General features: G+C 62.3%; 17 protein-coding genes. 15 read left to right on the top strand and 2 right to left on the bottom strand.

The annotated features are described in order from the left end of the window. Positions 1 to 101 precede the first annotated feature (101 nt). From PYR71_RS06515 to PYR71_RS06475, 9 genes are all read left to right on the top strand, one after another. Positions 102 to 1,997 (top strand): ABC transporter ATP-binding protein, encoded by a 1,896-nt coding sequence (locus PYR71_RS06515; RefSeq protein WP_275618689.1) that lies wholly within the window; start codon positions 102 to 104, stop codon positions 1,995 to 1,997. Continuing rightward, positions 1,991 to 3,898, top strand: a complete 1,908-nt coding sequence (locus PYR71_RS06510) for an ABC transporter substrate-binding protein (protein ID WP_275618688.1) — start codon at positions 1,991 to 1,993, stop codon at positions 3,896 to 3,898. Before PYR71_RS06515 ends, PYR71_RS06510 begins: the two co-directional genes overlap by 7 nt. A gap of 3 nt (positions 3,899 to 3,901) precedes the next feature. After that, positions 3,902 to 4,900 (top strand): ABC transporter permease, encoded by a 999-nt coding sequence (locus tag PYR71_RS06505; protein WP_183919004.1) that lies wholly within the window; start codon positions 3,902 to 3,904, stop codon positions 4,898 to 4,900. Next, a complete protein-coding gene (locus PYR71_RS06500; protein ID WP_275618687.1) occupies positions 4,900 to 6,072 on the top strand; it encodes an ABC transporter permease in 1,173 nt (390 codons plus the stop codon). The genes PYR71_RS06505 and PYR71_RS06500 overlap by 1 nt, the downstream gene beginning before the upstream one ends. A 97-nt stretch (positions 6,073 to 6,169) precedes the next feature. Continuing rightward, positions 6,170 to 7,378 (top strand): glycosyltransferase family protein, encoded by a 1,209-nt coding sequence (locus PYR71_RS06495; protein ID WP_275618686.1) that lies wholly within the window; start codon positions 6,170 to 6,172, stop codon positions 7,376 to 7,378. A gap of 8 nt (positions 7,379 to 7,386) precedes the next feature. Next, the gene (locus PYR71_RS06490; RefSeq protein ID WP_275618685.1) at positions 7,387 to 8,634 is read left to right on the top strand and encodes a glycosyltransferase family 4 protein; all 1,248 of its coding nucleotides are present in this window, start codon (positions 7,387 to 7,389) and stop codon (positions 8,632 to 8,634) included. Continuing rightward, positions 8,616 to 9,776, top strand: coding sequence for a glycosyltransferase family protein (locus PYR71_RS06485; protein ID WP_275618684.1), 1,161 nt, complete (start codon positions 8,616 to 8,618; stop codon positions 9,774 to 9,776). The genes PYR71_RS06490 and PYR71_RS06485 overlap by 19 nt, the downstream gene beginning before the upstream one ends. Positions 9,777 to 9,957: 181 nt before the next feature. Then, entirely contained in the window at positions 9,958 to 12,672 is a 2,715-nt protein-coding gene (locus PYR71_RS06480; protein ID WP_275618683.1) for an ABC transporter ATP-binding protein, read from the top strand. Positions 12,673 to 12,773: 101 nt separating this feature from the next. Continuing rightward, a complete protein-coding gene (locus PYR71_RS06475) occupies positions 12,774 to 13,241 on the top strand; it encodes a cyclic nucleotide-binding domain-containing protein (protein ID WP_004679746.1) in 468 nt (155 codons plus the stop codon). 155 nt (positions 13,242 to 13,396) lie between these two features. Here PYR71_RS06475 and PYR71_RS06470 read toward each other — a convergent pair whose 3' ends face one another. After that, a complete protein-coding gene (locus PYR71_RS06470) occupies positions 13,397 to 14,728 on the bottom strand; it encodes an MFS transporter (RefSeq protein ID WP_275618682.1) in 1,332 nt (443 codons plus the stop codon). A gap of 377 nt (positions 14,729 to 15,105) precedes the next feature. On the opposite strand from PYR71_RS06470, the gene cyoA reads away from it, so the two are divergent. From cyoA to PYR71_RS06440, 6 genes are all read left to right on the top strand, one after another. Next, entirely contained in the window at positions 15,106 to 16,272 is a 1,167-nt protein-coding gene (cyoA, locus tag PYR71_RS06465) for a ubiquinol oxidase subunit II (protein WP_275618681.1), read from the top strand. 42 nt (positions 16,273 to 16,314) lie between these two features. Next, complete coding sequence (cyoB, locus tag PYR71_RS06460) at positions 16,315 to 18,318, top strand: cytochrome o ubiquinol oxidase subunit I (RefSeq protein WP_275618680.1); 2,004 nt, start codon at positions 16,315 to 16,317, stop codon at positions 18,316 to 18,318. Between the two features lie 5 nt (positions 18,319 to 18,323). Then, on the top strand, positions 18,324 to 18,944 hold the full coding sequence (cyoC, locus tag PYR71_RS06455; RefSeq protein WP_183919011.1) for a cytochrome o ubiquinol oxidase subunit III: 621 nt from the start codon (positions 18,324 to 18,326) through the stop codon (positions 18,942 to 18,944). Beyond that, positions 18,941 to 19,342 (top strand): cytochrome o ubiquinol oxidase subunit IV, encoded by a 402-nt coding sequence (gene cyoD / locus PYR71_RS06450; RefSeq protein WP_275618679.1) that lies wholly within the window; start codon positions 18,941 to 18,943, stop codon positions 19,340 to 19,342. The genes cyoC and cyoD overlap by 4 nt, the downstream gene beginning before the upstream one ends. Positions 19,343 to 19,375: 33 nt before the next feature. Further along, positions 19,376 to 20,131 carry an SURF1 family protein gene (locus PYR71_RS06445; RefSeq protein ID WP_275618678.1) on the top strand — a complete coding sequence of 252 codons (756 nt, stop codon included), beginning with the start codon at positions 19,376 to 19,378 and terminating at the stop codon, positions 20,129 to 20,131. A 142-nt stretch (positions 20,132 to 20,273) separates the two neighbouring features. Beyond that, the gene (locus PYR71_RS06440; protein WP_275618677.1) at positions 20,274 to 21,473 is read left to right on the top strand and encodes an acyltransferase family protein; all 1,200 of its coding nucleotides are present in this window, start codon (positions 20,274 to 20,276) and stop codon (positions 21,471 to 21,473) included. A gap of 120 nt (positions 21,474 to 21,593) precedes the next feature. Here PYR71_RS06440 and PYR71_RS06435 read toward each other — a convergent pair whose 3' ends face one another. After that, positions 21,594 to 23,519, bottom strand: coding sequence for a hybrid sensor histidine kinase/response regulator (locus tag PYR71_RS06435; protein ID WP_275618676.1), 1,926 nt, complete (start codon positions 23,517 to 23,519; stop codon positions 21,594 to 21,596). Positions 23,520 to 23,582 lie beyond the last annotated feature (63 nt).

The following is a 23,582-nucleotide window of genomic DNA, read 5'->3' as shown; positions in this document are numbered from 1 at the left end:
AAGGCGGCGATATCCCCTTGATTGTCATCAGCTAGACACCCCGTTTGCGGTACGATAGTGTGCCTTAAAGGGAACATAGAAGACTGGGGAATTTCATTGGTATGGCGTCCGCTGCCGATTTGTTGCGTATTGAGAATCTCGACGTCTCCTTCTCCGTTTTCGGCGACCGCCTGCGTGTCGTAAAGGAAGCCAATCTCCGCATCCTTCCGGGCAAGGTCACCGCTCTCGTCGGTGAATCCGGCTCGGGCAAATCGGTGATCAGCCAGGCGATCATGGGCATCCTGCCCAATCCGGCCAAGGCATCGGGCAGCATCCTCTTCACCGATCCGCTCGACGGCAGCACGACCGATATCCTCTCCTTGTCGCGCGACAGCGAGGAAATGCGCGACCTGCGCGGCCGGCGCATGGCGACGATCTTCCAGGAGCCGATGACCTCGCTCTCGCCGCTGCACACGGTCGGCAACCAGATCAGCGAAGCGCTTTTGATCCATACCGAAGCCGACAAGCAGGAGGCGCGTGAGAAGACCGAGGAAATGCTCGGCCTCGTCGGCTTCTCCAATCCGCACCGCACCTACGACATGTATCCGTTCGAATTGTCCGGCGGCATGCGCCAGCGCGCGATGATCGCCATGGCGCTGATCTGCAAGCCGGCGCTGCTGATCGCCGACGAGCCGACGACGGCCCTCGACGTGACGATCCAGGCGCAGATCCTGGAATTGCTGCGCGAGCTGCAGGCCAAGCTCGGCATGGCGATGCTGCTCATCACCCACGATCTCGGCATCGTCGCCAACATGGCCGACGAGGTGGTCGTCATCTATCACGGCGAGATCATGGAAGCCGGGCCGGTTGAGGCGATCTTCCGCAATCCGCAGCACCCGTATCTCAAGGCGCTGATGGCCGCCGTTCCGCATTTCGACATGAAACCCGGCGAGCGGCTGAAGGCGCTGCGCGATGTGCCGGTCAATCTCGAGACTCTGGTCGGCAAGAAGAAGCCGCTGCAGGCGGAGACGCCCGGCACGCTGCTGTCCGTCACCAATCTGTCGAAGACCTACAAGACGCGCAGGCGCAGCTTTCTCGGCAAGCACGAGGCCACCGTGCTGCGCGCCGTCGACGATGTCAGCTTCGATATCCGCCGCGGCGAATGTCTTGGCCTGGTCGGCGAATCCGGCTGCGGCAAGACGACGCTCAGCAAGATACTGATGCGCGCCATCACGCCGGACAGCGGCGCGGTGGTGTTCAACGACGGCAAAGATGTGATCGACGTGCTTTCCGTGCGCGGCGAGGCACTGCAGGATATGCGCACCAAGATCCAGATGGTGTTCCAGGATCCGGTCTCCTCGCTGTCGCCGCGCATGACGGTGCGCAACATTCTGAGTGAACCGCTGGAGATCCACGACCGCGGCGACGGCGATGAACGCAAACGCAAGGTCGAAGGTCTGATGGCAGCGATCGGTCTCGACAAGCGCTACCTCAGCCGTTACCCGCACAGCTTCTCCGGCGGCCAGCGCCAGCGCATCGGCATTGCCCGCGCGCTTGCCCTCGGGCCGAAACTCGTCATCCTCGACGAGCCGGTCTCGGCGCTTGACGTCTCCGTCCAGGCGCAGATCCTCAACCTCCTGAAGGATCTGCAGAAAGAGCTGGGGCTCACCTATCTCTTCATCTCGCACAACCTCGCCGTCGTCGATTACATGGCCGATCGCATCGCGGTGATGTGCAAGGGGCGCATCGTCGAGATCGCGCCGCGCGAAATCATCCTGCGCGATCCGGTGCATCCCTATACGAAATCGCTGCTCGCCGCCGTCCCCTTTCCCGATCTCGACCGGCCGCTCGATTTCAAGGCGCTCAGGGAAAACGGCGCCGCCGACAAGCAGAATTGGGGCGTGACCTTCACCGCAGAGCATGACGACGCTTCCGAGCTTGCCTATGCCGATCTCGGCGACGGTCATCTGGTGCGCGCCCGCAAGGGCGCCGATGCCAAGGAGTTGCGCGGATGGTGACGCGTCGCACCTTTCTCGGCGGCCTTGTCGGTGCTGCGATCGCACCGACGGTGCTTCGCGCCGAGCAGGCAGTCGAGCCGGAATTCCTCAAGGAGCGGCTGGCCGCAGGCAGCCTGCCTGCCATGGCTGAGCGCATTCCCGCCCGTCCGCGCATCGTCAATCTGAAGGAGATGGGACTCGAACCCGGCGCCTATGGCGGCACGGTGCGCACCATCATCGGCAGCCAGCGCGACATCCGCTTCATGACGATCTACGGCTATTCCCGCCTGATCGGCTACAACAAGCACCTGCAGTTCCAGCCGGACATCCTCGCCGATTTCTACGCCGAGGACGAGAAGGTCTTCACCTTCATGCTGCGCGAAGGCCATAAATGGTCCGACGGAGAGCCGTTCACCGCCGACGATTTCCGCTATTGGTGGGAAGACGTCATCCTGAACGACAAGCTGACACCGGGCGGCGGCGCGCTCGAGCTTCGCCCGCACGGCAGCCTGCCGCGCTTCGAGATGCTCGATCCGCTGACGGTGCGCTATACGTGGGAAAAACCCAATCCGATGTTCCTGCCGAGCTTGGCAGGTCCCCAGCCGCTCGTCATCTTCGGGCCGGCGCATTACCTCAAGCAGTTCCATAAGAAGTTCCAGCCCGATGAGGGGAAGATGGAACAGATGATGAAGACGAGCCGCGTCAAGAAGTGGCAGGATCTGCACATCAAGATGGCGCGTTCCTACCGGCCGGAAAATCCAAACCTGCCGACGCTCGACCCCTGGCGCAACACGACGGCGCTGCCGGCCGACCAGTTCGTCTTCGAGCGCAACCCGTTCTTTCACCGGGTCGACGAGACCGGCCGGCAGCTGCCCTATCTCGACCGTTTCGTCCTCAACGTCTCCTCCTCGTCGATCATCGCCGCCAAGGCGGGCGCGGGCGAAGCCGATCTGCAGGCAACCGGCATCGATTTCAACGACTACACCTTCCTGAAGGAGGCCGAAAAGCGCTTTCCGGTGAAGGTCAATCTCTGGAAGGTGGCGCGCGGCTCGCGCATCACGCTCTTGCCGAACCTCAACTGCGCCGACGAGGTGTGGCGCGGCCTGTTCCGCGACGTTCGCCTGCGCCGGGCGCTGTCCTTAGCGATCGACCGGCACGAGATCAACATGGTCGCCTTCTACGGCCTGGGCACGCCGAGCGCCGATACAGTGCTGCCCGACAGCCCGCTGTTCAAGCAGGAATATGCCGACGCCTTCGTCAATTTCGATCCCGACGAGGCCAACCGCCTGCTCGACGAACTCGGCCTGACTAGGCACGGCGACGACGGCATCAGGCTGCTGCCGGACGGCCGGCGCGCCGAGATCACCGTCGAGACCGCCGGCGAAAGCAACCTCGATACCGACGTACTGGAGCTGGTGCACGATCATTGGGCCAATATCGGCCTCGCGCTCTATACCCGCACCTCGCAGCGCGACGTCTTTCGCAACCGCGCCATGAGCGGCACGATCATGATGTCGATCTGGTACGGCCTCGACAATGGCGTGCCGACAGCCGACATGTCGCCCTCGGGCCTGGCGCCGACGCTCGACGATCAGCTGCAATGGCCGCTCTGGGGCATGCACTATCTCTCCGCTGGTCAGGAGGGTGTGGCGCCTGACCTGCCGGAGGCGGCCGAACTGATCGATCTGCTCAAACAATGGGGCTCGACGGCGAAGTTCGAGGAGCGCCAGGCGATCTGGCACAGGATGCTGTCGCTCTATACGCAGCAGGTGTTTTCGATCGGCCTGATCAACAGCACGCTGCAGCCGATCCTTCGCGCCGCCAAGCTGCAGAACCTGCCGGAAAAAGCCCTATACGGCTTCGATCCCACCTCCTATCTCGGCATCTACATGCCGGATGCATTCTGGTACAAGGAGGCCTGAGGCGTGCTCAGATACATTCTCTGGCGCATTGCCGCCATGGTACCGACGCTCTTCGTCATTTCGGCGCTGGTTTTCACCATCATCGAACTGCCGCCCGGCGACTTCTTCGAGAGCCAGATCGCCGAGCTGCGCGCCTCCGGCGAGACCGCCAATCTCCAGGAAATCGAGGAGATGCGCCAGCAATACGGCTTCGACAAGCCGGAGATCGTGCGTTATTTCTACTGGGTCGGCGGCATGCTGCACGGCGATTTCGGCTATTCCTTCGAATATCAGCTGCCGGTGTCCGACGTCGTCGGCGACCGCCTGTGGCTGACCATCCTCGTCTCCTTCACGACGATCCTGCTCACTTGGCTGATCGCCTTCCCGATCGGCATCTATTCGGCCACGCACCAGTACAGCTGGAGTGATTACGGCCTGACCTTCCTCGGCCTGCTCGGCATCGCCATCCCGAACTTCATGCTGGCGCTGATCCTGATGTATTTCGCCAATATCTGGTTCGGCATCTCGATCGGCCATCTGATGGACCAGCAATATATCTCGGCGCCGATGAGCTGGGAGAAGGCGCGCTCGATCCTCTCCCACCTGTGGATTCCCGTGATCATCGTCGGCACGGCGGGTACCGCCGGCATGATCCGTCGCTTACGCGCCAACCTGCTCGACGAGATGCAGAAGCAATATGTGACGACGGCACGCGCCAAGGGCCTGCATCCGATGCGGGCGCTGGTCAAATATCCGCTACGCATGGCGCTCAACTTCTTCGTCGCCGATATCGGCTCGATCCTGCCGTCGATCATCTCGGGTGCGGAGATCGTCGCCATCGTGCTGTCGCTGGAAACGACCGGGCCGATGCTGATCAAGGCGCTGCAGAGCCAGGATATGTATCTCGCCGGCTCCTTCCTGATGTTCCTCGCCTTCCTCAACGTCATCGGCGTGCTGATTTCCGATATCGCCCTCGGCTTCCTCGATCCCCGCATCCGTCTGCAAGGCAGGAGCACCAAATAATGTCGCCCCTTCCCGCACCCGGCGCGCCGCTTCCGCACTACGTCTCGACGGCACCTTTCGATCCGCTCGCGACCGAAACCATGATGGCGGCGCAATCGCGCATCCATCTCGCTTCGCAGAAGCATCTCATGTGGTGGAAGTTCAAGCAGCACAGGCTGGCCTTGGTCTCCGGCATCTTTCTCGCCGCCGTCTACCTGATGATCCTGATCGTCGAGTTCCTGGCGCCCTACGGCCTGCACACCCGCAATGTCGATTTCATTCATGCGCCGCCGCAGCGCGTCCATTTCTTCGACAAGGGAGAGTTCGTCGGCCCCTTCGTCTACGGCCGCACCATGACGCTCGATCTCGACACGCTGCACCGTGTGTATACCGACCGGCCGAACGACGTGCAGCCGATCCGTTTCTTCTGCCGCGGCGATTCCTATAAATTCTGGGGCCTCGTCGCCTCGAACTATCATCTCGTCTGCCCGGCAATCGGCGGCCAGATGTTCCTGCTCGGCACCGACCGGCTCGGCCGCGACGTGCTCTCGCGCATCCTCTACGGCGCGCGGATATCGCTGACGATCGGCCTGATCGGTATCGCGATCAGTTTCGTGCTCGGCATCGTCATCGGCGGGCTTGCCGGCTATTGGGGCGGCGTTTTCGATCTCATCGTCCAGCGCCTGATCGAGGTGCTGCAATCGCTGCCGAGCCTGCCGCTGTGGATGGCGCTTGCCGCCATCATGCCGGTGACCTGGAGCCCGATCGTCATCTATTTCGGCATCACCGTCATCCTCGGCATCATCGACTGGACGGGGCTAGCGCGTGCCGTGCGCTCGAAGCTGCTGGCGCTGCGCGAGGAGGATTACGTCCAGGCGGCACAGCTGATGGGCGCCAGCACGCCGCGCATCATCGGCCGGCATCTGGTGCCGGGCTTCATGTCGCATCTCATCGCCTCGGCGACGATTTCGATCCCCGGCATGATCCTCGGCGAGACCGCGCTTTCCTTCCTCGGCCTCGGCCTTCGCCCGCCGATCACCAGCTGGGGCATTCTGCTGACCGAAGCAAAAAGCGTCAGCGTCATCGCCTTCTACCCTTGGCTGCTCTTTCCGATCATTCCTGTTGTTCTTGTCATTTTGGCGTTCAACTTTCTGGGAGACGGCTTGCGTGATGCGGCAGATCCCTACAAATAGCAGGAAAGCCGGCGGCGCCTCACGGCACCGCCCCCGCCTCATGGCCTCCGGACGGTGGGGGTACTAATTCATGTTGTTCACCCCGGAGGGAACACCCATGGCCAGACGTCTCGAAGATGCACGCATCCTCATGTACAGTCACGATACCTTCGGCCTCGGCCATCTGCGCCGCTGTCGCGCCATCGCCCATGCGCTGGTCGAGGATTATCGCGGCCTCAACATCCTGATCATTTCGGGTGCGACGATCGCCGGCGCGTTCGACTACCGCGCCCGCGTCGACTTCGTGAAAATCCCGAGCGTCATCAAGCTGCGCAATGGCGAATACACGTCGCTCGCCAGCCACATCGACCTGCACGAGACGCTGAAGATGCGCGAATCGAGCATTCGCCACACAGCCGAGACCTTCCAGCCCGATATTTTCATCGTCGACAAGGAGCCGATGGGGCTGAAGGGTGAGGTCGAGGATACCCTCGCCTATCTCAAGGCCCGCGGCACCGTGCTGGTGCTTGGGCTGCGCGAGATTATGGACGCGCCGCATCTGCTCGATGCCGAATGGAAAAGAAACGGCATCATGCACAAGATCGACCAATATTACGATAGCGTTTGGGTCTACGGCCCGCCTGATTTTTACGACCCGCTGATCGGTCTCGACGTGCCGGCCAGCCTGCGCCGGAAGATGGATTTCGTCGGCTTCCTGCAGCGCAGCGTTTCCAAGGGCAAGACCTCGATCAACGCCCGCAAGGACAATTACCTGCTGGTCACCACAGGCGGCGGCGGCGACGGCTCCGATCTCGTCCACGACGTGATGAACGCCTACGAGGCCGATCCGACGCTGACACAGAAGGCGCTCGTCGTGCTCGGGCCCTATATGCCGGCGGCCGAGCGCGCCAAGCTGGTGCAGAAGGGCGAAGCCATTCCCTATATCGAGGTGATCGAGTTCGACAACCATATGGAAGAGCTGATCGACGGCGCCACCGGTGTCGTCGCCATGGGCGGCTACAACACCTATTGCGAGATCCTCTCCTTCGACAAGCCGGCCCTCATCGTGCCGCGCGTCAAACCGCGCCAGGAACAGCTGCTGCGCGCCAAGCGGGCCAGCGAGCTCGGCCTCGTCGACATGCTGCTCCCGGAACAATCGGTCGATCCCACCATCATGGCCGAGGCGCTGAAGCGCCTGCCCTCCCGCCTGCCGCCGTCGAAGAGTGGCAGCAATATGCATCTCGAAGGGCTCGACCACATCTCGCAGACCGTCGGCCGGTGGATCGACGGCCGCGCCAGCCACCTCGCCCTCGTCGGCGCGGAATAGGACCAGCCTTGCCGCCACGCCGCAAGATTCTCGTCGTGCTGAAAGGCTATCCCCGCCTTTCGGAAACCTTCATCGCCCAGGAGCTGCTCGGCCTGGAAAAGGCCGGCTTCGACCTGACGCTGATTTCGATGCGCCGGCCGACCGACAAGAAGCGCCATCCCGTCCATGACGAGATCAAGGCGCGCGTCGTCTATCTGCCGGAATATCTGCATGAGGAACCGATCCGGGTGCTGAAAGGCCTGGTCGCCGGCTTCTCCAGACCCGGCTTCAAGACGCTGATCAAACGCTTCCTGGCCGATCTGCCACGCGACCTCTCGCGCAACCGCTTCCGCCGCCTCGGCCAGGCGCTGGTGCTGGGGCGGGAGTGGCCTGATGGAGGCGAGTGGCTGCATGCCCATTTCATCCACACGCCGGCCTCGGTGACGGAATATGCAAGCATCCTGACGGACACGCCCTGGAGCTGTTCGGCGCACGCCAAGGACATATGGACGTCGCCCGACTGGGAGCTCACCGAAAAACTGAACAGCGCCCGCTGGACTGTCACCTGCACCCGGACGGGCTACGAGCACATGCGCATGCTGACATCCCGCAAGGATGCGGTGCACTTGAGTTACCACGGTCTGGACCTAGCCCGTTTCGACCATTTTGCCGGCGAGCGTTCGCAGCGGACCGGCGATGATCCGAACGATCCCGCCTTCATCTTGAGCGTCGGCCGCGCCGTCGAGAAGAAGGGTTACGACGTGCTGCTGCGCGCGCTGGCCCTGCTGCCCGCCAATCTGCACTGGCGCATGGAGCATATCGGCGGCGGCGAGGCGCTGGCGAAGCTGAAGGCGCTCGCCGCCGAGTTGGGCCTTTCCGAGCGCATCGTCTGGAAAGGGGCCATGGCGCAGGAAGACGTGCTCGATCACTATCGCCGCGCTGACCTCTTCGCACTCGCCTGCCGGATCGCCGCCAATGGCGACCGCGACGGCCTGCCGAACGTGCTTGTGGAAGCCTCGAGCCAGCGGCTCGTTTGCATTTCGACCGAAGTCTCCGGCGTGCCGGAACTTCTGAGGGACGGCGAAAACGGCCTCGTCGTGCCGCCGGAAGATCCAGCGCTGCTGGCTAAGGCACTCACGGCGGCGATCCGCGACCCGGCCTTGCGCAGGCGCCTCGGCGACGCCGCCGAAAGGCGGGTGCGCGACGATTTCGACTATCACTCCAGCATCACACAGCTCAGCGGCCTGTTCGAGGCCGAATGGCAGAAAGCGTCATGACGGCAGCGCGCATCTTCTTCTACGTCCAGCACCTGCTCGGCATCGGCCACATCGCCCGCGCCAGCCGCATCGCCAATGCCCTCGTCAAGGACGGCTTCGAAGTCACTGTCGTGACTGGCGGCCTGCCGGTACCGGGCTTTCCCGGCGAGGGCGTCAAGACCGTGGCGCTGCCGGCGGTCGTCGCCAGCAATGCCGGCTTTTCCGGCCTCGCCGATGCCGACGGTCGGCCGGTAGGCGAGGACTTCCTCCATGCCCGCCGCGACCTGCTGCTCGAGGCTTTTCATGCCGCAAGGCCCGATGTCGTCATCATCGAAGCCTTCCCTTTCGGCCGGCGGCAGATGCGCTTCGAACTGCTGCCTTTGCTTGCGGCGATCGAAACCGCCGAACCGCGGCCGAAGCTGCTGAGTTCGGTACGCGACATCCTGCAGGAGAATCGCAAGGCCGGCCGCGACGCGGAAACCGCAGCCCTGGTCAGAGACCATTTCGACGCGGTGCTCGTGCACGGCGATCCCGGCTTCGTCAGGCTCGAGAACACCTTCCCGCTGACGGCAGAGATTGCCGACAGGGTACGTTATACCGGCCTGGTCGCCGCGCCGCCGGCGCCGGAACCCGACGAGACCTTCGACATCATCGCGTCAGTGGGCGGCGGCGCGGTCGGCGCGGCGCTGATCGGCGCGGCAAAAGAGGCAGCGGCGTTATTGCCGGCCGATCTTCGCTGGCTGCTGATCTCAGGGCCGAACCTGCCGGAGGCCGATTTCGCCGCGCTGTCGCAGGATGCGCCCGCGAATGTGACACTGGTGCGCTTCCGCAAGGATTTTCCCTCGCTGCTGCGCGGCGCCAAAGTGTCGATCTCGCAGGCTGGCTACAACACGGTCGGCGATCTCCTGCGCAGTCAATGCCGGGCAATCCTGATCCCGTTCGTGGCCGGCGGCGAGACCGAGCAGACGGTGCGCGCCGAACGGCTGCAGGCACTTGACCTCGCCGATATCCTGCCGGAAGAGGGACTGACGCCGGGCCATGTGAAGGAAGCCGTCGAAAAGGCGCTCGCCGCACCGCGTCGCGGGAGGGTCCTGCTCGATCTCGACGGAGCGGAGAAGACCGCCGGCATCATTCGCTCCATGATTGCCGAATCGCTCGCCTAATTCAAAAATCCTGTGATATAAGCAGAGTTCCGGCGAGAATCGGCCTTTCTGCAGCCGCTCCCTTCGCCTTGTTTTCATTGCGATATCGGCGGTCCGGCTGCATGGTCCTGTTCTCAAAATTCTCCCCGTTCCGGCGCCCGGACCGCGCCTCCGGACTTTCCCTGCAAGCTGACGGTTAGCCATGGAAAAAAGCCTCGCCCGCTACATCTGGAAGAACACGCGGCTGCAGCAGCTGTGGATCCTGGCCGTCGTCGCGGCCTCGATGATCCCCTACTTCCTGTCCTTCGACCTGCCGAAGCAGATCGTCAACGGACCGATCCAGGGTGACGGCTTCGAAGGGCCCGGGGCAACGCAGCGATTCATGCATATCGCCTACGACATTCCGCTGATCGGCCATGTCGAATTCTTTCAAGGCGTAGAGCTCAACCGTTTCCAGATGCTGATGGCCCTCAGCCTGGTGTTCCTGGCGCTGGTGGTGCTGAACGGCCTCTTCAAATTCTACATCAACACCTATAAGGGCCGGCTCGGCGAACGCATGCTGCGGCGAATCCGCTTCGAGCTCATTGACCGCGTGCTGCGTTTTCCACCGGCTCATTTCAAGCGAGTGAAATCGGCCGAGATCGCCACGATGATCAAGGACGAGGTCGAGCCGATGGGCGGCTTCACCGGCGATGCCTTCGTTTCGCCCGCCCTTCTCGGCGGCCAGGCGATCACCGCGCTTGCCTTCATCATCGTGCAGAATTTCTGGCTCGGCATGATCGCCGCCGGCATCGTCGGCGTCCAGGCGGTCGTCATCCCGCGCATGCGGAAACGCCTCTTGGACCTCGGCCGCCAGCGGCAGCTGACGGCGCGCGAGCTTTCCGGCCGCGTCGGCGAAATCGTCGAGGGCATCGGCACGATCCACGGCAACGACACCTCCAATCTCGAACGTGCCGACATCGCCTGGCGGCTCGGCCGCATCTTCTCGATCCGTTACGACCTTTACCAGTGGAAATTCCTGGTGAAGTTCATCAACAACTTCCTCGCCCAGGTCACGCCTTTCCTGTTTTACGCGATTGGCGGCTATCTGGCATTGCAGGGCCGTCTCGACATCGGCCAGCTCGTCGCCGTCATATCGGCCTACAAGGATCTGCCCGGGCCGCTGAAGGAACTGATCGACTGGGACCAGATGCGCCAGGACGTGCAGGTGAAATACCAGCAGGTCTACGAACAGTTCAACGTCGAACCGCTGATCGACAGCCAGATCCAGGAACTCGCCACCGCCCCGGTCGGGGCGCTGACGAGCGCGCTCGTCGTCACCAACCTGACGCTTTCCGACGACAGCGGTGCCCGCCTCGTCGACCACGTCTCGGTCGAAATCAAGCCGAATGAGACGGTGGCGATCGTCGGCCCGAACGGCAGCGGCGCGGAAGCCTTCGCCGAAGCGCTCGGCCGCATGATCTGGCCGGATTCCGGCCGCATCACCATCGATGGACGCGACCTCTTGGGCATGCCGGAATCGATCACCGGCCGGCGCATCTCCTATGCCTCGGCCGACACCTTCTTCTTCCATGGCTCGCTCGCCAGCAATCTGCTCTACGGCCTCAAGCACGCGCCGATGACCGATCCCGTCTACGACGAGAAGGAAGCGCTCGAATATAAATGGCATTCGGCCGAGGCCGTGAAGGCCGGCAATCCGACCCTCGACCTCAACAGCGACTGGGTGGATTACCAGGCGGCCGGCGCCAGCGGGCCGGAAGACCTTCTGAAAGCGATCCGGCCGGTGCTCGACGCGGTGCTAATCTCGCAGGACATTCTCGATCTGGCGCTGCGCTCGACCGTCAACACCGACGTGCATGTCGCCGTCAGCGACCATGTCGTCGCGCTGCGCGCTTCGCTCCGGGACCGGCTGCGTGACGAGGGGCTCGACGGCATCGTCGTACCTTTCGATTTCGATGCCTACAACGCCCAGGCGACGGTCGGCGAAAACCTGCTGTTCGGCACGATGAAGCGGCCGTTGATGACCAACCGCAGGCTGGCTGCGCACCCCTATTTCCAGCAGCTCTTCCGCGAAACGGGCCTCAGCACCGATCTCTACGCCATGGGCCTCGAGATCGCCGAAAACGCCGTCGAACTCTTCCATGACCTGCCGCCGGACCATCCTTTCTTCCAGCAGCTGACCTTCATGACGGCGGACGACATTCCGACCTATCAGGCATTGCTGCAGAAGCTGCAGAGCCGCCGCTTCGAGGACGCCACGCCGGAGGAGCGTTCGGCGATCATCCGGCTGAGTTTCGCCTATATCGAGCCGCGCCACCGCTTCGGCCTGTTGACGAACGAACTGATGGACAAGATCGTCAGCGCCCGCAAACAGTTCCATGCGCATATTCCGGGCGATCTCGCCGAGCTGATCGAGCGTTACGACGCCGAGCGTTTCACCCCGTCGGCGAGCCTTATGGACAATGTGCTGTTCGGCCGCATCGCCTATCAGCAGGCCGACGCCTCCGAGCGTATCCGCGCCGTCATGGGCGAGCTCTTCGACGCCCTCGACCTTTATGATGACGTGCTGTCGATCGGGCTGGAATTCGACGTCGGCTCGGGCGGCAAGCGGCTGACCATGGTGCAGCGGCAGAAGCTGAACCTTGCCCGCGCGCTTCTGAAGCGTTCGGACTATTTTATCTTCAACCGGCCGCTGTCGGCACTCGATCAGCGCGTCCAGGACCAGATCACCCGCAACATCATCGAAGACCTGCATAAGGAAGGCGAGCGGCCGGCAATCATCTGGGTGCTTTCCAATGCGCGGCTCGCCGAGATGTTCGACCGGATCCTGCTCTTCGACCGCGGCGGTCTGGCCGAGGCCGGGAACTATCCGGAACTTTCCGAGAAAAACGGTATGTTCAAGGAACTGTTATCGTAATATTCTATAGGAGCGGCGATGGTAGGCGTTCCCTAGGGAATGCCCGGGAATTTAAGGCGTCTGGTTCGAAGAACCTTGGCGCCCAGGGGATTGAAACGCTCATGCTGTTGAGAGACGAAGTCGAAATGCTGCGACGGGTGCCGATCTTTTCAAGGATTGCGCCAGCAAAGCTCAAGCTTTTGGCCTTCACCTCCGACCGCATGACCTACAAGGCCGGTCAGGATCTCTTCCATCAGGGTGATGTCGGCGACGCCGCCTATGTCATTCTCTCCGGCAGCGCCGACATCATCGTCTCCTCGCCGGCCGGCGAGATCAAGGTCGCCGACGTCGAGCTCAATTCCATCGTCGGCGAAATCGCCATCCTCTGCGACGTCTCGCGCACGGCAACGGTGCGCGCCACCTCGCCGCTGGAAGTGCTGCGCATCAGCAAGGAACACTTCCTGAAGCTGCTCAGCGACTTCCCCGAAATGGCCGTCGAAATCATGCGCGTGCTCGCCGACCGCCTGAACCACACCACCGCGGAACTGACCGCGGCGCGGGCGGCGAAGCAGCCGCAGATGGCGCAATAAGATTTCAGATCAAGATTTCAGCGGTCATCGCATTGCGGCTGCAGAAGGCGCAGTGCGATAGATCAGCAAGAACGGCTGCGAGAGAATCGCCAGTCATATCCTTCTCCCCGTCGGAGCGGGGAGAAGTCTCGGCGGGCGCACGAGGTGCAGCCCATCTATTCGCGCTGTTCCAGCGCCTTGCTGAAGGCCAGTGCGGCGAGCGTGCAGATGGCGCCGGAAAGAAGGTAGTAACCGACGAAGGTCAGGCCGAAGCGGCTGGAGAGGCTGAGCGCCACCAGCGGTGCGAAGCCGGCGCCGACCAGCCAGGCGAGGTCCGAGGTGAAGGCAGCGCCGGTATAACGGTAGCCGCGGCCGAAACGCGACGAGATCGAACCGGTCGCCTGACCGAAGGACAGGCCGAGCACGCCGAAGCCGATAATGACGAAGGCATCGTGGCCGTTATTGCCGGATGCGATCAGGGTCGGCCCGATAAAGCTGAAGACGGCGATGATGACGGCGCAGATGGCAAGCTGAGCGCGCCGCCCGATGCGGTCGGCGATCAGGCCCGAGGCGATGATGGCGACGACGCCGACCATGGCGCCGACCACCTGCACCACCATGAAGGTGCCGATCGGTTGGTTGCCGTAGAGGCTCATCCAGCCGAGCGGGAAGATGGTCACCAGGTGGAACATGGCGAAGCTCGCGAGCGGCACGAAGGCGCCGATCAGGATGTCGCGGCCATGGACGCGCAGCACCTCGAGGATCGGCGCAGCCTCCAGCTCATGTTGTTCGAGCAGCGTGCCGAATTCCTTGGTCATGACCAGGCGCAGCCGCGCAAACAGCGCCACGACATTGATCGCGAAGGCGACGAAGAAGGGATAGCGCCAGCCCCAGGAGAGGAAATCCTCACTGGAAAGATTGGCGACGAAATAACCGAACAGCGTGCTTGCCAGCGCAAAACCGATCGGCGCGCCGAGCTGCGGGATCATCGCGTACCAACCGCGGTGATTGGCCGGCGCGTTGAGTGCGAGCAGTGATGCCAGGCCGTCCCAGGCGCCGCCGAGCGCGAAGCCCTGGCCGAGACGGAAGAGCGCCAGCAGCGCGATCGACCAGACGCCGATCTCAGCGTAACCGGGCAGGAAGGCGATCGAGGCCGTCGAGCCGCCGAGCAGGAAGAGCGCGATCGTCAGCTTCGTGCCGCGCCCATACATCCGGTCGATGGTCATGAAGACGACGGAGCCGACGGGACGGGCGAGGAAAGCGAGCGAGAAGATGGCGAAGGAATAGAGCGTGCCGGTCAGCCTCTCGGGCGCGAAAGGAAAGACGAGTTGCGGAAAGACCAGGACCGAGGCGAGGCCGTAGACGAAGAAATCGAAGAATTCCGACATGCGGCCGATCACCACGCCGATGGCGATGCTGCCCGGTGACACCGGCTTGTCGTCGTGAATGCGTCGTGCGTCGCGTTCAAGCGACGACGACGACGGTCCGTAATGCGATGTTGTTGCCATAAAACGCCTCCTCGTTAAGGCGCTTCCGGCAAGGCGCCTCAAGCCTGATCTTGATCAAACCGGCAGGCTTATCAAGTCCGTAAGACCGAAATAGTTCATCATCACGGCTCAAATGAAGCGCGGACCGAAAAAATTGCGTGATCCGGAGTGTGATTTCACCTGCAAATGCTGGCCTGACCGGCAGTTGGGGATATATTGGATTGAAACATGCGCAGGGCTAAAATCCTTCTAGATTTCATCAGGATTTCAAAGCACTAGCGCGCAATGATTTTTGCCGCAGTGCGGCATGTTTGCTGCACTGCGACCTTCCGCCTCATGTCGCTATTCGGTTCAGTGCTTTAGTCGCGGACAAAACGAAACAACAAGAGCTTAGAGACGTGCCAAAACTCATGAAGTTTTCCCGCCTTCTATCCGTCTTGCCGCTGCTTTTCCTGGCAGGATGCAACATGGTGGTCATGGCGCCCTCCGGCGACATCGCCGCGCAGCAGCGCGATCTGATCGTCATCTCGACGGTGCTGATGCTTCTGATCATCGTTCCGGTGATCTTCCTGACGCTGCTCTTCGCCTGGCGCTACCGCCGCTCCAACACGGCCGCGACTTACGCGCCGGAATGGCATCATTCGACCCGCCTCGAAATCGTCATCTGGGCGGCACCCCTGGCGATCATCATTGCGCTCGGCGCCGTCACCTGGATTTCCACGCATAAGCTCGATCCCTACCGCCCCCTCGACCGGCTCGATGCCGAGCGCGCCATCCCGGCTGATACCAAGCCGCTGACCGTCGAGGTCGTGGCGCTCGACTGGAAATGGCTGTTCTTCTATCCCGAACTCGGCATTGCCACCGTCAACGAGCTCGCCGCGCCCGTCGACATGCCGATCAATTTCAAGATCACTGCCTCCTCGGTGATGAATTCCTTCTACATCCCCGCCCTTGCCGGCCAGATCTACGCCATGCCCGGCATGGAAACGAAGCTGCATGCCGTCATCAACAAAGAAGGCGAATATGAGGGATTCTCGGCCAATTACAGCGGCGCCGGCTTCTCGCATATGCGCTTCAAGTTCCATGGCCTCAACCGCGAGGGGTTTGACGCCTGGGTGGCCAAGGTCAAGCAGCAGGGCACGATGCTCAACCGCGACGCCTACCTGAAGCTCGAGAAGCCGAGCGAGAAGGAGCCAGTCCGCTATTATGCCGGCACCGATGCCGATCTCTACACCGCCATCCTCAACCTGTGCGCCACGCCGGGCAAGATGTGCATGAACGAGATGATGCACATCGACATGATGGGCGGCGGCGGCAAGGAAAGCACCGAAAACCGCGAAAAGCTGCAATACGACAACCGCCATGCCGGCGAAGGCGTCGTCCAGCCGGGCGCAACCGTACCTGCAACGGGCGTTCCGGCAAAGGCCGAACCGCCGCGCAATTCTGATGGCAACGACATGCAGCACGACATGCCCGGCATGGACATGCAGCACGACGGCCATTCCATGCCCGGCATGAGCAACGGCACCGATCCGGCGCCTGCGCAGCTCAACAACAACAATTAACCTGGCGCTTTGCGTCGCAAGACATAATGAACGGGTTGTTCCATGTTTTCCAATCCTGACCTCCTGAAGTTGATCTTCGGCCGGTTGACCCTCGATGCCATCCCCTACCACGAGCCGATTCTGGTCGTGACCTTCATCGGCGTCGTCATCGGCGGTCTCGCCGTGCTTGGCGCCATCACCTATTTCAAGTTCTGGGGCCCGCTCTGGAACGACTGGATCTGCAGCGTCGATCACAAGAAGATCGGCATCATGTATGTGATCCTCGCCGTCATCATGCTGCTGCGCGGCTTCTCCGATGCGATCCTGATGCGCGTCCAGCAGGCGATCGCCTTCAACGGGTCGGAGGGCTACCTGCCGCCGCACCATTACGATCAGATCTTCACTGCCCACGGCGTCATCATGATCTTCTTCGTGGCGATGCCCTTCGTCACCGGCCTGATGAACTTCGTGGTGCCGCTGCAGATCGGCGCGCGCGACGTGTCATTCCCCTTCCTCAACAACTTCTCCTTCTGGATGACGACCGCCGGCGCGATCATCATCATGCTGTCGCTGTTCATCGGCGAATTCGCCCAGACCGGTTGGCTCGCCTATCCGCCGCTGTCGGGCGCCGCCTACAGTCCCGGCGTCGGCGTCGACTATTATATCTGGGGCCTGCAGGTTGCCGGTGTCGGCACGACGCTCTCGGGCATCAACTTGATCGCCACCATCGTCAAGATGCGCGCGCCGGGCATGACCTTCATGAAGATGCCGGTCTTTACCTGGACGGCGCTCTGCACCAACGTGCTGATCGTCGCCTCCTTCCCGATCCTGACGGCAACGCTCGCCCTGTTGTCGCTCGATCGCTATGCCGGGACGAACTTCTTCACCAACGACCTCGGCGGCAATCCGATGATGTACATCAACCTCATCTGGATCTGGGGTCATCCGGAGGTCTACATCCTGGTGCTGCCGGCCTTCGGCATCTTCTCGGAAGTGGTCGCCACCTTCTCGGGCAAGCGCCTGTTCGGCTACGCCTCAATGGTCTACGCAACCTGCGTGATCATGATCCTGTCCTACATCGTCTGGCTGCACCACTTCTTCACCATGGGCTCGGGTGCTTCCGTCAACTCCTTCTTCGGCATCACCACGATGATCATCTCGATCCCCACGGGAGCGAAGATCTTCAACTGGCTCTTCACCATGTATCGCGGCCGCATCCGCTACGAGGTGCCGATGCTGTGGACGGTCGGTTTCATGGTGACCTTCGTTATCGGCGGCATGACCGGCGTCATGCTGGCCGTGCCGCCGGCCGACTTCGTGCTGCACAATTCGCTGTTCCTCATCGCCCATTTCCACAACGTCATCATCGGCGGCGTTCTCTTCGGCATGTTCGCCGGCGTGAACTACTGGTTCCCGAAGGCCTTCGGCTTCAAGCTCGATCCCTTCTGGGGCAAGATGAGCTTCTGGTTCTGGCAGATTGGCTTCTGGTTCGCCTTCATGCCGCTCTACGTGCTTGGCCTGATGGGCGTCACCCGCCGCATGAGCCAGTTCGAGGATCCGTCGCTGCGGATCTGGTTCATCATCGCGGCCTTCGGTGTCGGCCTGATCGCGCTCGGCATCGCCGCCTTCCTGATCCAGATCGTCGTCAGCTTCATGAAACGCGAGGAATTGCGAGACGACAGCGGCGATCCCTGGGATGCCCGGACGCTGGAATGGTCGACCTCCTCGCCGCCGCCGGACTACAACTTCGCCTTCACGCCTGTGGTTCACGACCATGACAGCTGGTACGACATGAAAAAGCGCGGCTACGAGCGCCCGCTCGGCGGCTTCAAGCCGATCCACATGCCGAAGAATACCGGCACCGGCGCCATCCTGTCGGCAATCAGCGTCGCGCTCGCCTTCGGCCTGATCTGGTACATGTGGTGGCTGGTGATCGTTTCCGCCGTCGCGCTGCTTGCCGTGGCGATCGGCCATACCTTCAACTACAAACGCGACTTCTACATTCCCGCCGGCAAGGTGACCGAAACGGAAGGCAAGCGCACGGCGCTGCTTGCCGAGCAGGTGTAATGACCATGAGCGATCAAACCATCGACACGGCCGAAAAGCCTGAATTCTATCTGACCGAAGACCATCATCCGGAGGGGAGCACCAATCTCGGCTTCTGGCTCTACCTGATGAGCGACTGCCTGATCTTTGCGGTGCTGTTTGCCACGCACGGCGTGCTCGGCCGCAACTATGCCGCCGGTCCGTCGCCGGCCGATCTCTTCGATCTGCCGATCGTCGCCCTCAACACCTCGATGCTGCTCTTTTCCTCGATCACCTACGGCTTCGCCATGCTGCAGATGGAGCGGAACGCCAAGGCGGAAACGCTGTTCTGGCTTGCCGTCACCGGCCTCTTCGGCGCGGCTTTCATCGGGTTGGAACTCTATGAGTTCATCCACCTGATCCACGAGGGCGCCGGGCCGACGCGCAGCGCTTTCCTGTCCTCCTTCTTCACGCTCGTCGGCACGCACGGACTGCACGTCACCTTCGGCATCATCTGGCTGATCACGCTGATGGTGCAGGTGTCGATGCACGGGCTGATCGAGGCCAATCGCCGCCGCCTGATGTGCCTTTCGATGTTCTGGCACTTCCTCGACGTCGTCTGGATCGGCGTGTTTTCCTTCGTCTATCTGCTCGGAGTTGTCGGATGAGTTCGCAAGCCCCTGCTCATGAGGATGCCCACGAGGCGCATCACGGCCACAGCCACGGCCACCAGGCCGGCCACGGCACCTTCCGCAGTTACATGGCGGGCTTCGCGCTCTCCGTCGTTCTGACCGCCATTCCCTTCTGGCTGGTCATGGCTGATGTCTTCGAAAGCCCGGCGGTGACGGCGGTGCTGGTGATGGCTATCGGCGCCATCCAGATCGTCGTCCATATGGTCTTCTTCCTGCACATGAACCCGAGAAGCGAGGGCGGCTGGACGATGATGGCGCTGATCTTCACCCTCATCATCGTCGCCATCGCGCTCTCCGGTTCGCTCTGGGTCATGCATCATCTCAACACCAACATGATGCCGATGAGCCCTGAGATGATGAAGAACATGCCGTAATGAAAGGGGCGGCCGCCGCGCCGCCCTAAGCCCATGAGCGAAACCTCCAAGGAAACATCGGAAAGAGCGCATTTTCGGGCAAAACCTGCGCTCTTCGCCGTATGTCTGACGCTGCTTGCCGCCATCCTCTTTGGTCTCGGCACCTGGCAGGTTCAGCGCCTGGGCTGGAAAAGCGACCTCATCGCCCGCGTCGACCAGCGCGTGCACTCAGCCCCCCTACCGGCCCCGGCGCGCGCCGACTGGGACAAGGTCGATGCCGGCAACGACGAATATCGCCGGGTGACAGTCGAGGGAGTGCTGGCAAACGACAAGGAGACGCTGGTCTACGCCTCGACCGTGCTCGGTCCGGGCTATTGGGTGATGACGCCGCTGATGCTCGCCGACGGCGCCGCGATTCTCGTCAATCGCGGCTTCGTGCCCACGGACAGGCGCGACCCGGCCTCGCGCCGCGACGGTCAGATATCAGGCCCGATCGAGATCACCGGACTGCTGCGGATGACGGAGCCCAAGGGATCGCTGCTGCAATCCAACGACGTCGCCGCCGACCGCTGGTATTCGCGCGATGTCGCCGCGATTGCCCAGAAGCGCGGCCTCGGCGCGGTCGCACCCTTTTTCATCGACGCGGATGCCACCGCCAATCCGGGCGGCCTCCCCGTCGGCGGCCTGACGGTCATCCATTTTCCCAACAACCATCTCGTCTATGCGATCACCTGGTACGGGCTGGCGGTGATGGTGCTGGCATTGCTGGTGTTTGTTGTTCGCGGAGAGATCGGAAGAAGCCGAGCGTAGGTCGGCACTCGCTGTCGCTTTGCACCGGTGCGGCTCTCCGGCAAGCAACAGTTGCACGTCGGAAGTTTGCGCTCGGCGACTTAATCTCTTGTAAAGCGATGTCCGATACTGCTTGCCTGAACAGAACATCTAAAAGCTGCACATGAACCGGCCGGATTACATCCCCAGTCTCGATGGTCTGCGCGGTCTCGCCGCGCTTCTGGTGGTGCAGGCGCATATCGGCCTCATCTTTCCGGACACGGCCTTGCATGACGTGACCATGGGCAGCGAAGCCGTCGGCCTGTTCTTTGCCCTCAGCGGCTTTCTGATGGCCCATCTCTACGGCTCGCGGCCGGTCACCAAGGAAACCGTCCTGGATTTTCTTGTGAGCCGCTTTGCCCGCATCTATCCGGTCTATCTGACCGCTGTCCTGCTCGTGGCGATGCTGTCCGGAATACAAAGTCTAAACTTCGTTCAGCCGATCGTCGGCGGCACTGAGTTTTTCCGCCACGTCTTTCTTCTGGGCTCGAGCGGGGTTTTCTGGTCAATTCCACCCGAAATTCAATTCTATCTGTTCTTCCCGATCCTTTGGCTCTGCTTGACCCGCCCGCAACGCTATAGCGGCGTGATCGCAGGTTTGGCGGTGCTGGTCGTGGTAGATGGTCTGCTTGAGCTGCCGGGACCAGGCATACTGCTTCTTTCCAAGCTCCCCTATTTTCTGTTCGGCGCACTTGCCGGAGCGATGCATTCCTGCTGGGACAGGTGGAGGCCTTCCGCCCGCACGGGCGCTTTCACGCTATTCCTTCTGGCGGTGTTCTTCACGTACAGGCATGTCTTGCCTGGTTTCTCCCCTGAATTCTGGAGCCTGCAAAGCGCGGCCGCCGCAGCCGTGATTGTAGCGCTCGTCGCGCGACAGCCTCCCATCGCAGCCCATGTCCTGGCAGCGGCACCCGCGCGGTTCTTGGGGACGATCAGTTTTTCGCTCTATCTTTTCCACGTCCCGATCATGTTCCTCGTACGCCGGGCTTTCGAGGCTCTGATGCCGGAACTGGTGCTCATCCTGGTGGCGCTTTTCGTTGCGGCGGCAGGAGCATGGTTCATTCACGAGACGATTGAAGTTCCTAGCCGACGCCTGCTCGTCGCGTGGTGGCGGCATCATCGGTGGCGCGCAGCCTCGCGCGAAACTTCGGCTGAGACGATCGAACAGGCAATCCTCGATCTGCAAGAGACCGAAAAGCGCCTGCTCGGCGGCGCAACTGCGGCCGCGACCGATGAACAGCAAATCCCGAGGACATCGGAACTAGGCGAGGGAGCCGGCCGCACGGGCATCCGGGATAATGGCGACGAGAAGCTTCGCGCCTAAAGCGCGTCGCGATCTTTCAGATTCGCTCCTCGCGCTTTAGTTCTTTGTTTTTACGCATGTCGCTATCCCGGAACTGACCCACACTTCCGGGCGACATGCGGTAGAACCAGTCAGTCACGGCTAACAAGCAACCCGGCTGATCGCTTCCGCAAGCTGCGCCTGCGAGAAGGGCTTGCCCAGGCGGGGCAGATTGGCGCCGACGCCGTCGGGCAGATCGGCGTAACCGGTGGCGAGGATTATCGGCATCTCGGGCCACTCGCTGCGGATCGCCTCGGCGAGCTGCGCCCCGGTCATGCGCGGCATGGCGTGATCGCAGATGACCAGATCGACCGGCTCCTTACGCAGGATGTCAAGCGCCTCGGGACCAGCCATCGCCTCGAAGACGGTGTGGCCGAGATCCTCCAGCATCAGCGTCGTATTCATCAGGACCAGGCCGTCGTCATCGACGGCGACGATCCGCAGCCGGCGCTGTGCATCGCTATCCGGTTGCGGCACGTCGGCCGGTGCCACGACCCGCTGCTCGACGGCTGCGATCGGGAACCATAATTCCGCGGTCGTTCCCTCGCCGGGGCGGCTTTTCAGGATGAGCCGGCCGCCGGATTGGGTGGCAAGACCTTGTACCATCGAAAGGCCAAGACCGGTGCCTTTGCCGACACCCTTGGTGGTGAAGAACGGCGTGACCGCCTGCTCCAGCGTTTTTGTATCCATGCCTTCGCCTTCATCGATTATGGCGATCCTGACATAGCGGCCGGCCGACAGCGGCCCCGTGCCCGCGGCTATCGATTCCTCGGAGGCGCGCAGCACGATGCGGCCGCCCGACGGCATTGCGTCGCGAGCGTTGACGACGAGGTTGAGGATCGCCATTTCCAGCTGGGCCGGATCGGTGAGGATGGTCGGCAGCCTGACGGGAAATGAGGTCTCGATGGTGGTGAGGGGGCCAAGCGAACGGCTCAGAATATCCATCATCCCACGCACCAGGCCGGAGACGTCGAGCGGCTCCATGTGCAATTCCTGCCGGCGGGAGAAGGCCAGCATACGCTGGGTCAAGGCAGCACCGCGTTGGGCGCCCTGCATTGCGTTGTCGACCAGCGATGTCAGGGAGAGATCCTGCGGCATCCGTTTCTTCAGGATCTCCAGGCTGCCGAGCACGGCCATCAGCAGATTGTTGAAATCATGGGCGATACCGCCGGTCAGCTGACCGATCGCCTCCATCTTCTGCGATTGGAAAAGCTCTTCGCGCGCCTGCTCCAGCGCCCGCTGCGTCTCCATCTTCTCGGTGATATCGCGGGTGATCTTGGCAAAACCGAGCACGTCGCCGTCATCGCCGCGGATGACGTCGACGACGATGCTGGCCCAGAAGCGGGTGCCGTCCTTGCGGACACGCCAGCCTTCCCGCTCGAACCGGCCCTCGGCGCGGGCGATGCGGAGCGCGGTCTCCGGCAGGCCGGCGGCACGATCCTCCGGCGTATAGAAGGTCGAGAAATGTCGGCCGATGATTTCATCCGGCCGATAGCCTTTGATCCGCTCGGCGCCGAAATTCCAGCTGCTGACATTGCCATTGGGATCGAGCATGTAGATCGCGTAGTCAGAGACGCCCTGGACAAGCCGGCGGAACTGTTCCTCACTCTGACGGATCGCGTTTTCGGCTGCCCTGCGTTCGGTCAGATCGCGGGTGATCTTGGCAAAGCCGATGAGCTCGCCGGAGGGGCGGCGGATCGGATCGATGACGACATGCGCCCAGAAGCGGCTGCCGTCCTTGCGCTGGCGCCAGCCCTCCCCCTCGAACCGTCCCTGCTCGAGTGCCGTGGCAAGCGCGCGCTCGGGAATCCCGGCCGCGCGATCTTCTTCGACATAAAAACGGGAAAAATGCTCGCCGAGAATTTCCGAAGGCTTGTAGCCTTTGAAGCGCTGAGCGCCGGTATTCCAGCTGGTGACGATGCCTTCGGGGCTCAGCATGTAGATCGCGTAGTCGGTGATGGCATCGACCAGAAGACGAAAGCGTCCCTCTTCTTGAAGAGACGTATCATGCCGATCCAACACTTCCATCTGCCCCTCTTGGTCACCAGCGCTGTTAACGCGGCGGGGCGGAGATGGTTCCGAAAAGATCAC

It is taken from the genome of Rhizobium mulingense, assembly GCF_029194105.1.
Lineage (GTDB): Bacteria > Pseudomonadota > Alphaproteobacteria > Rhizobiales > Rhizobiaceae > Rhizobium > Rhizobium mulingense.
Note: the sequence above shows the minus strand (reverse complement) of the source record. Positions and strands in the feature narration are given on the sequence as shown.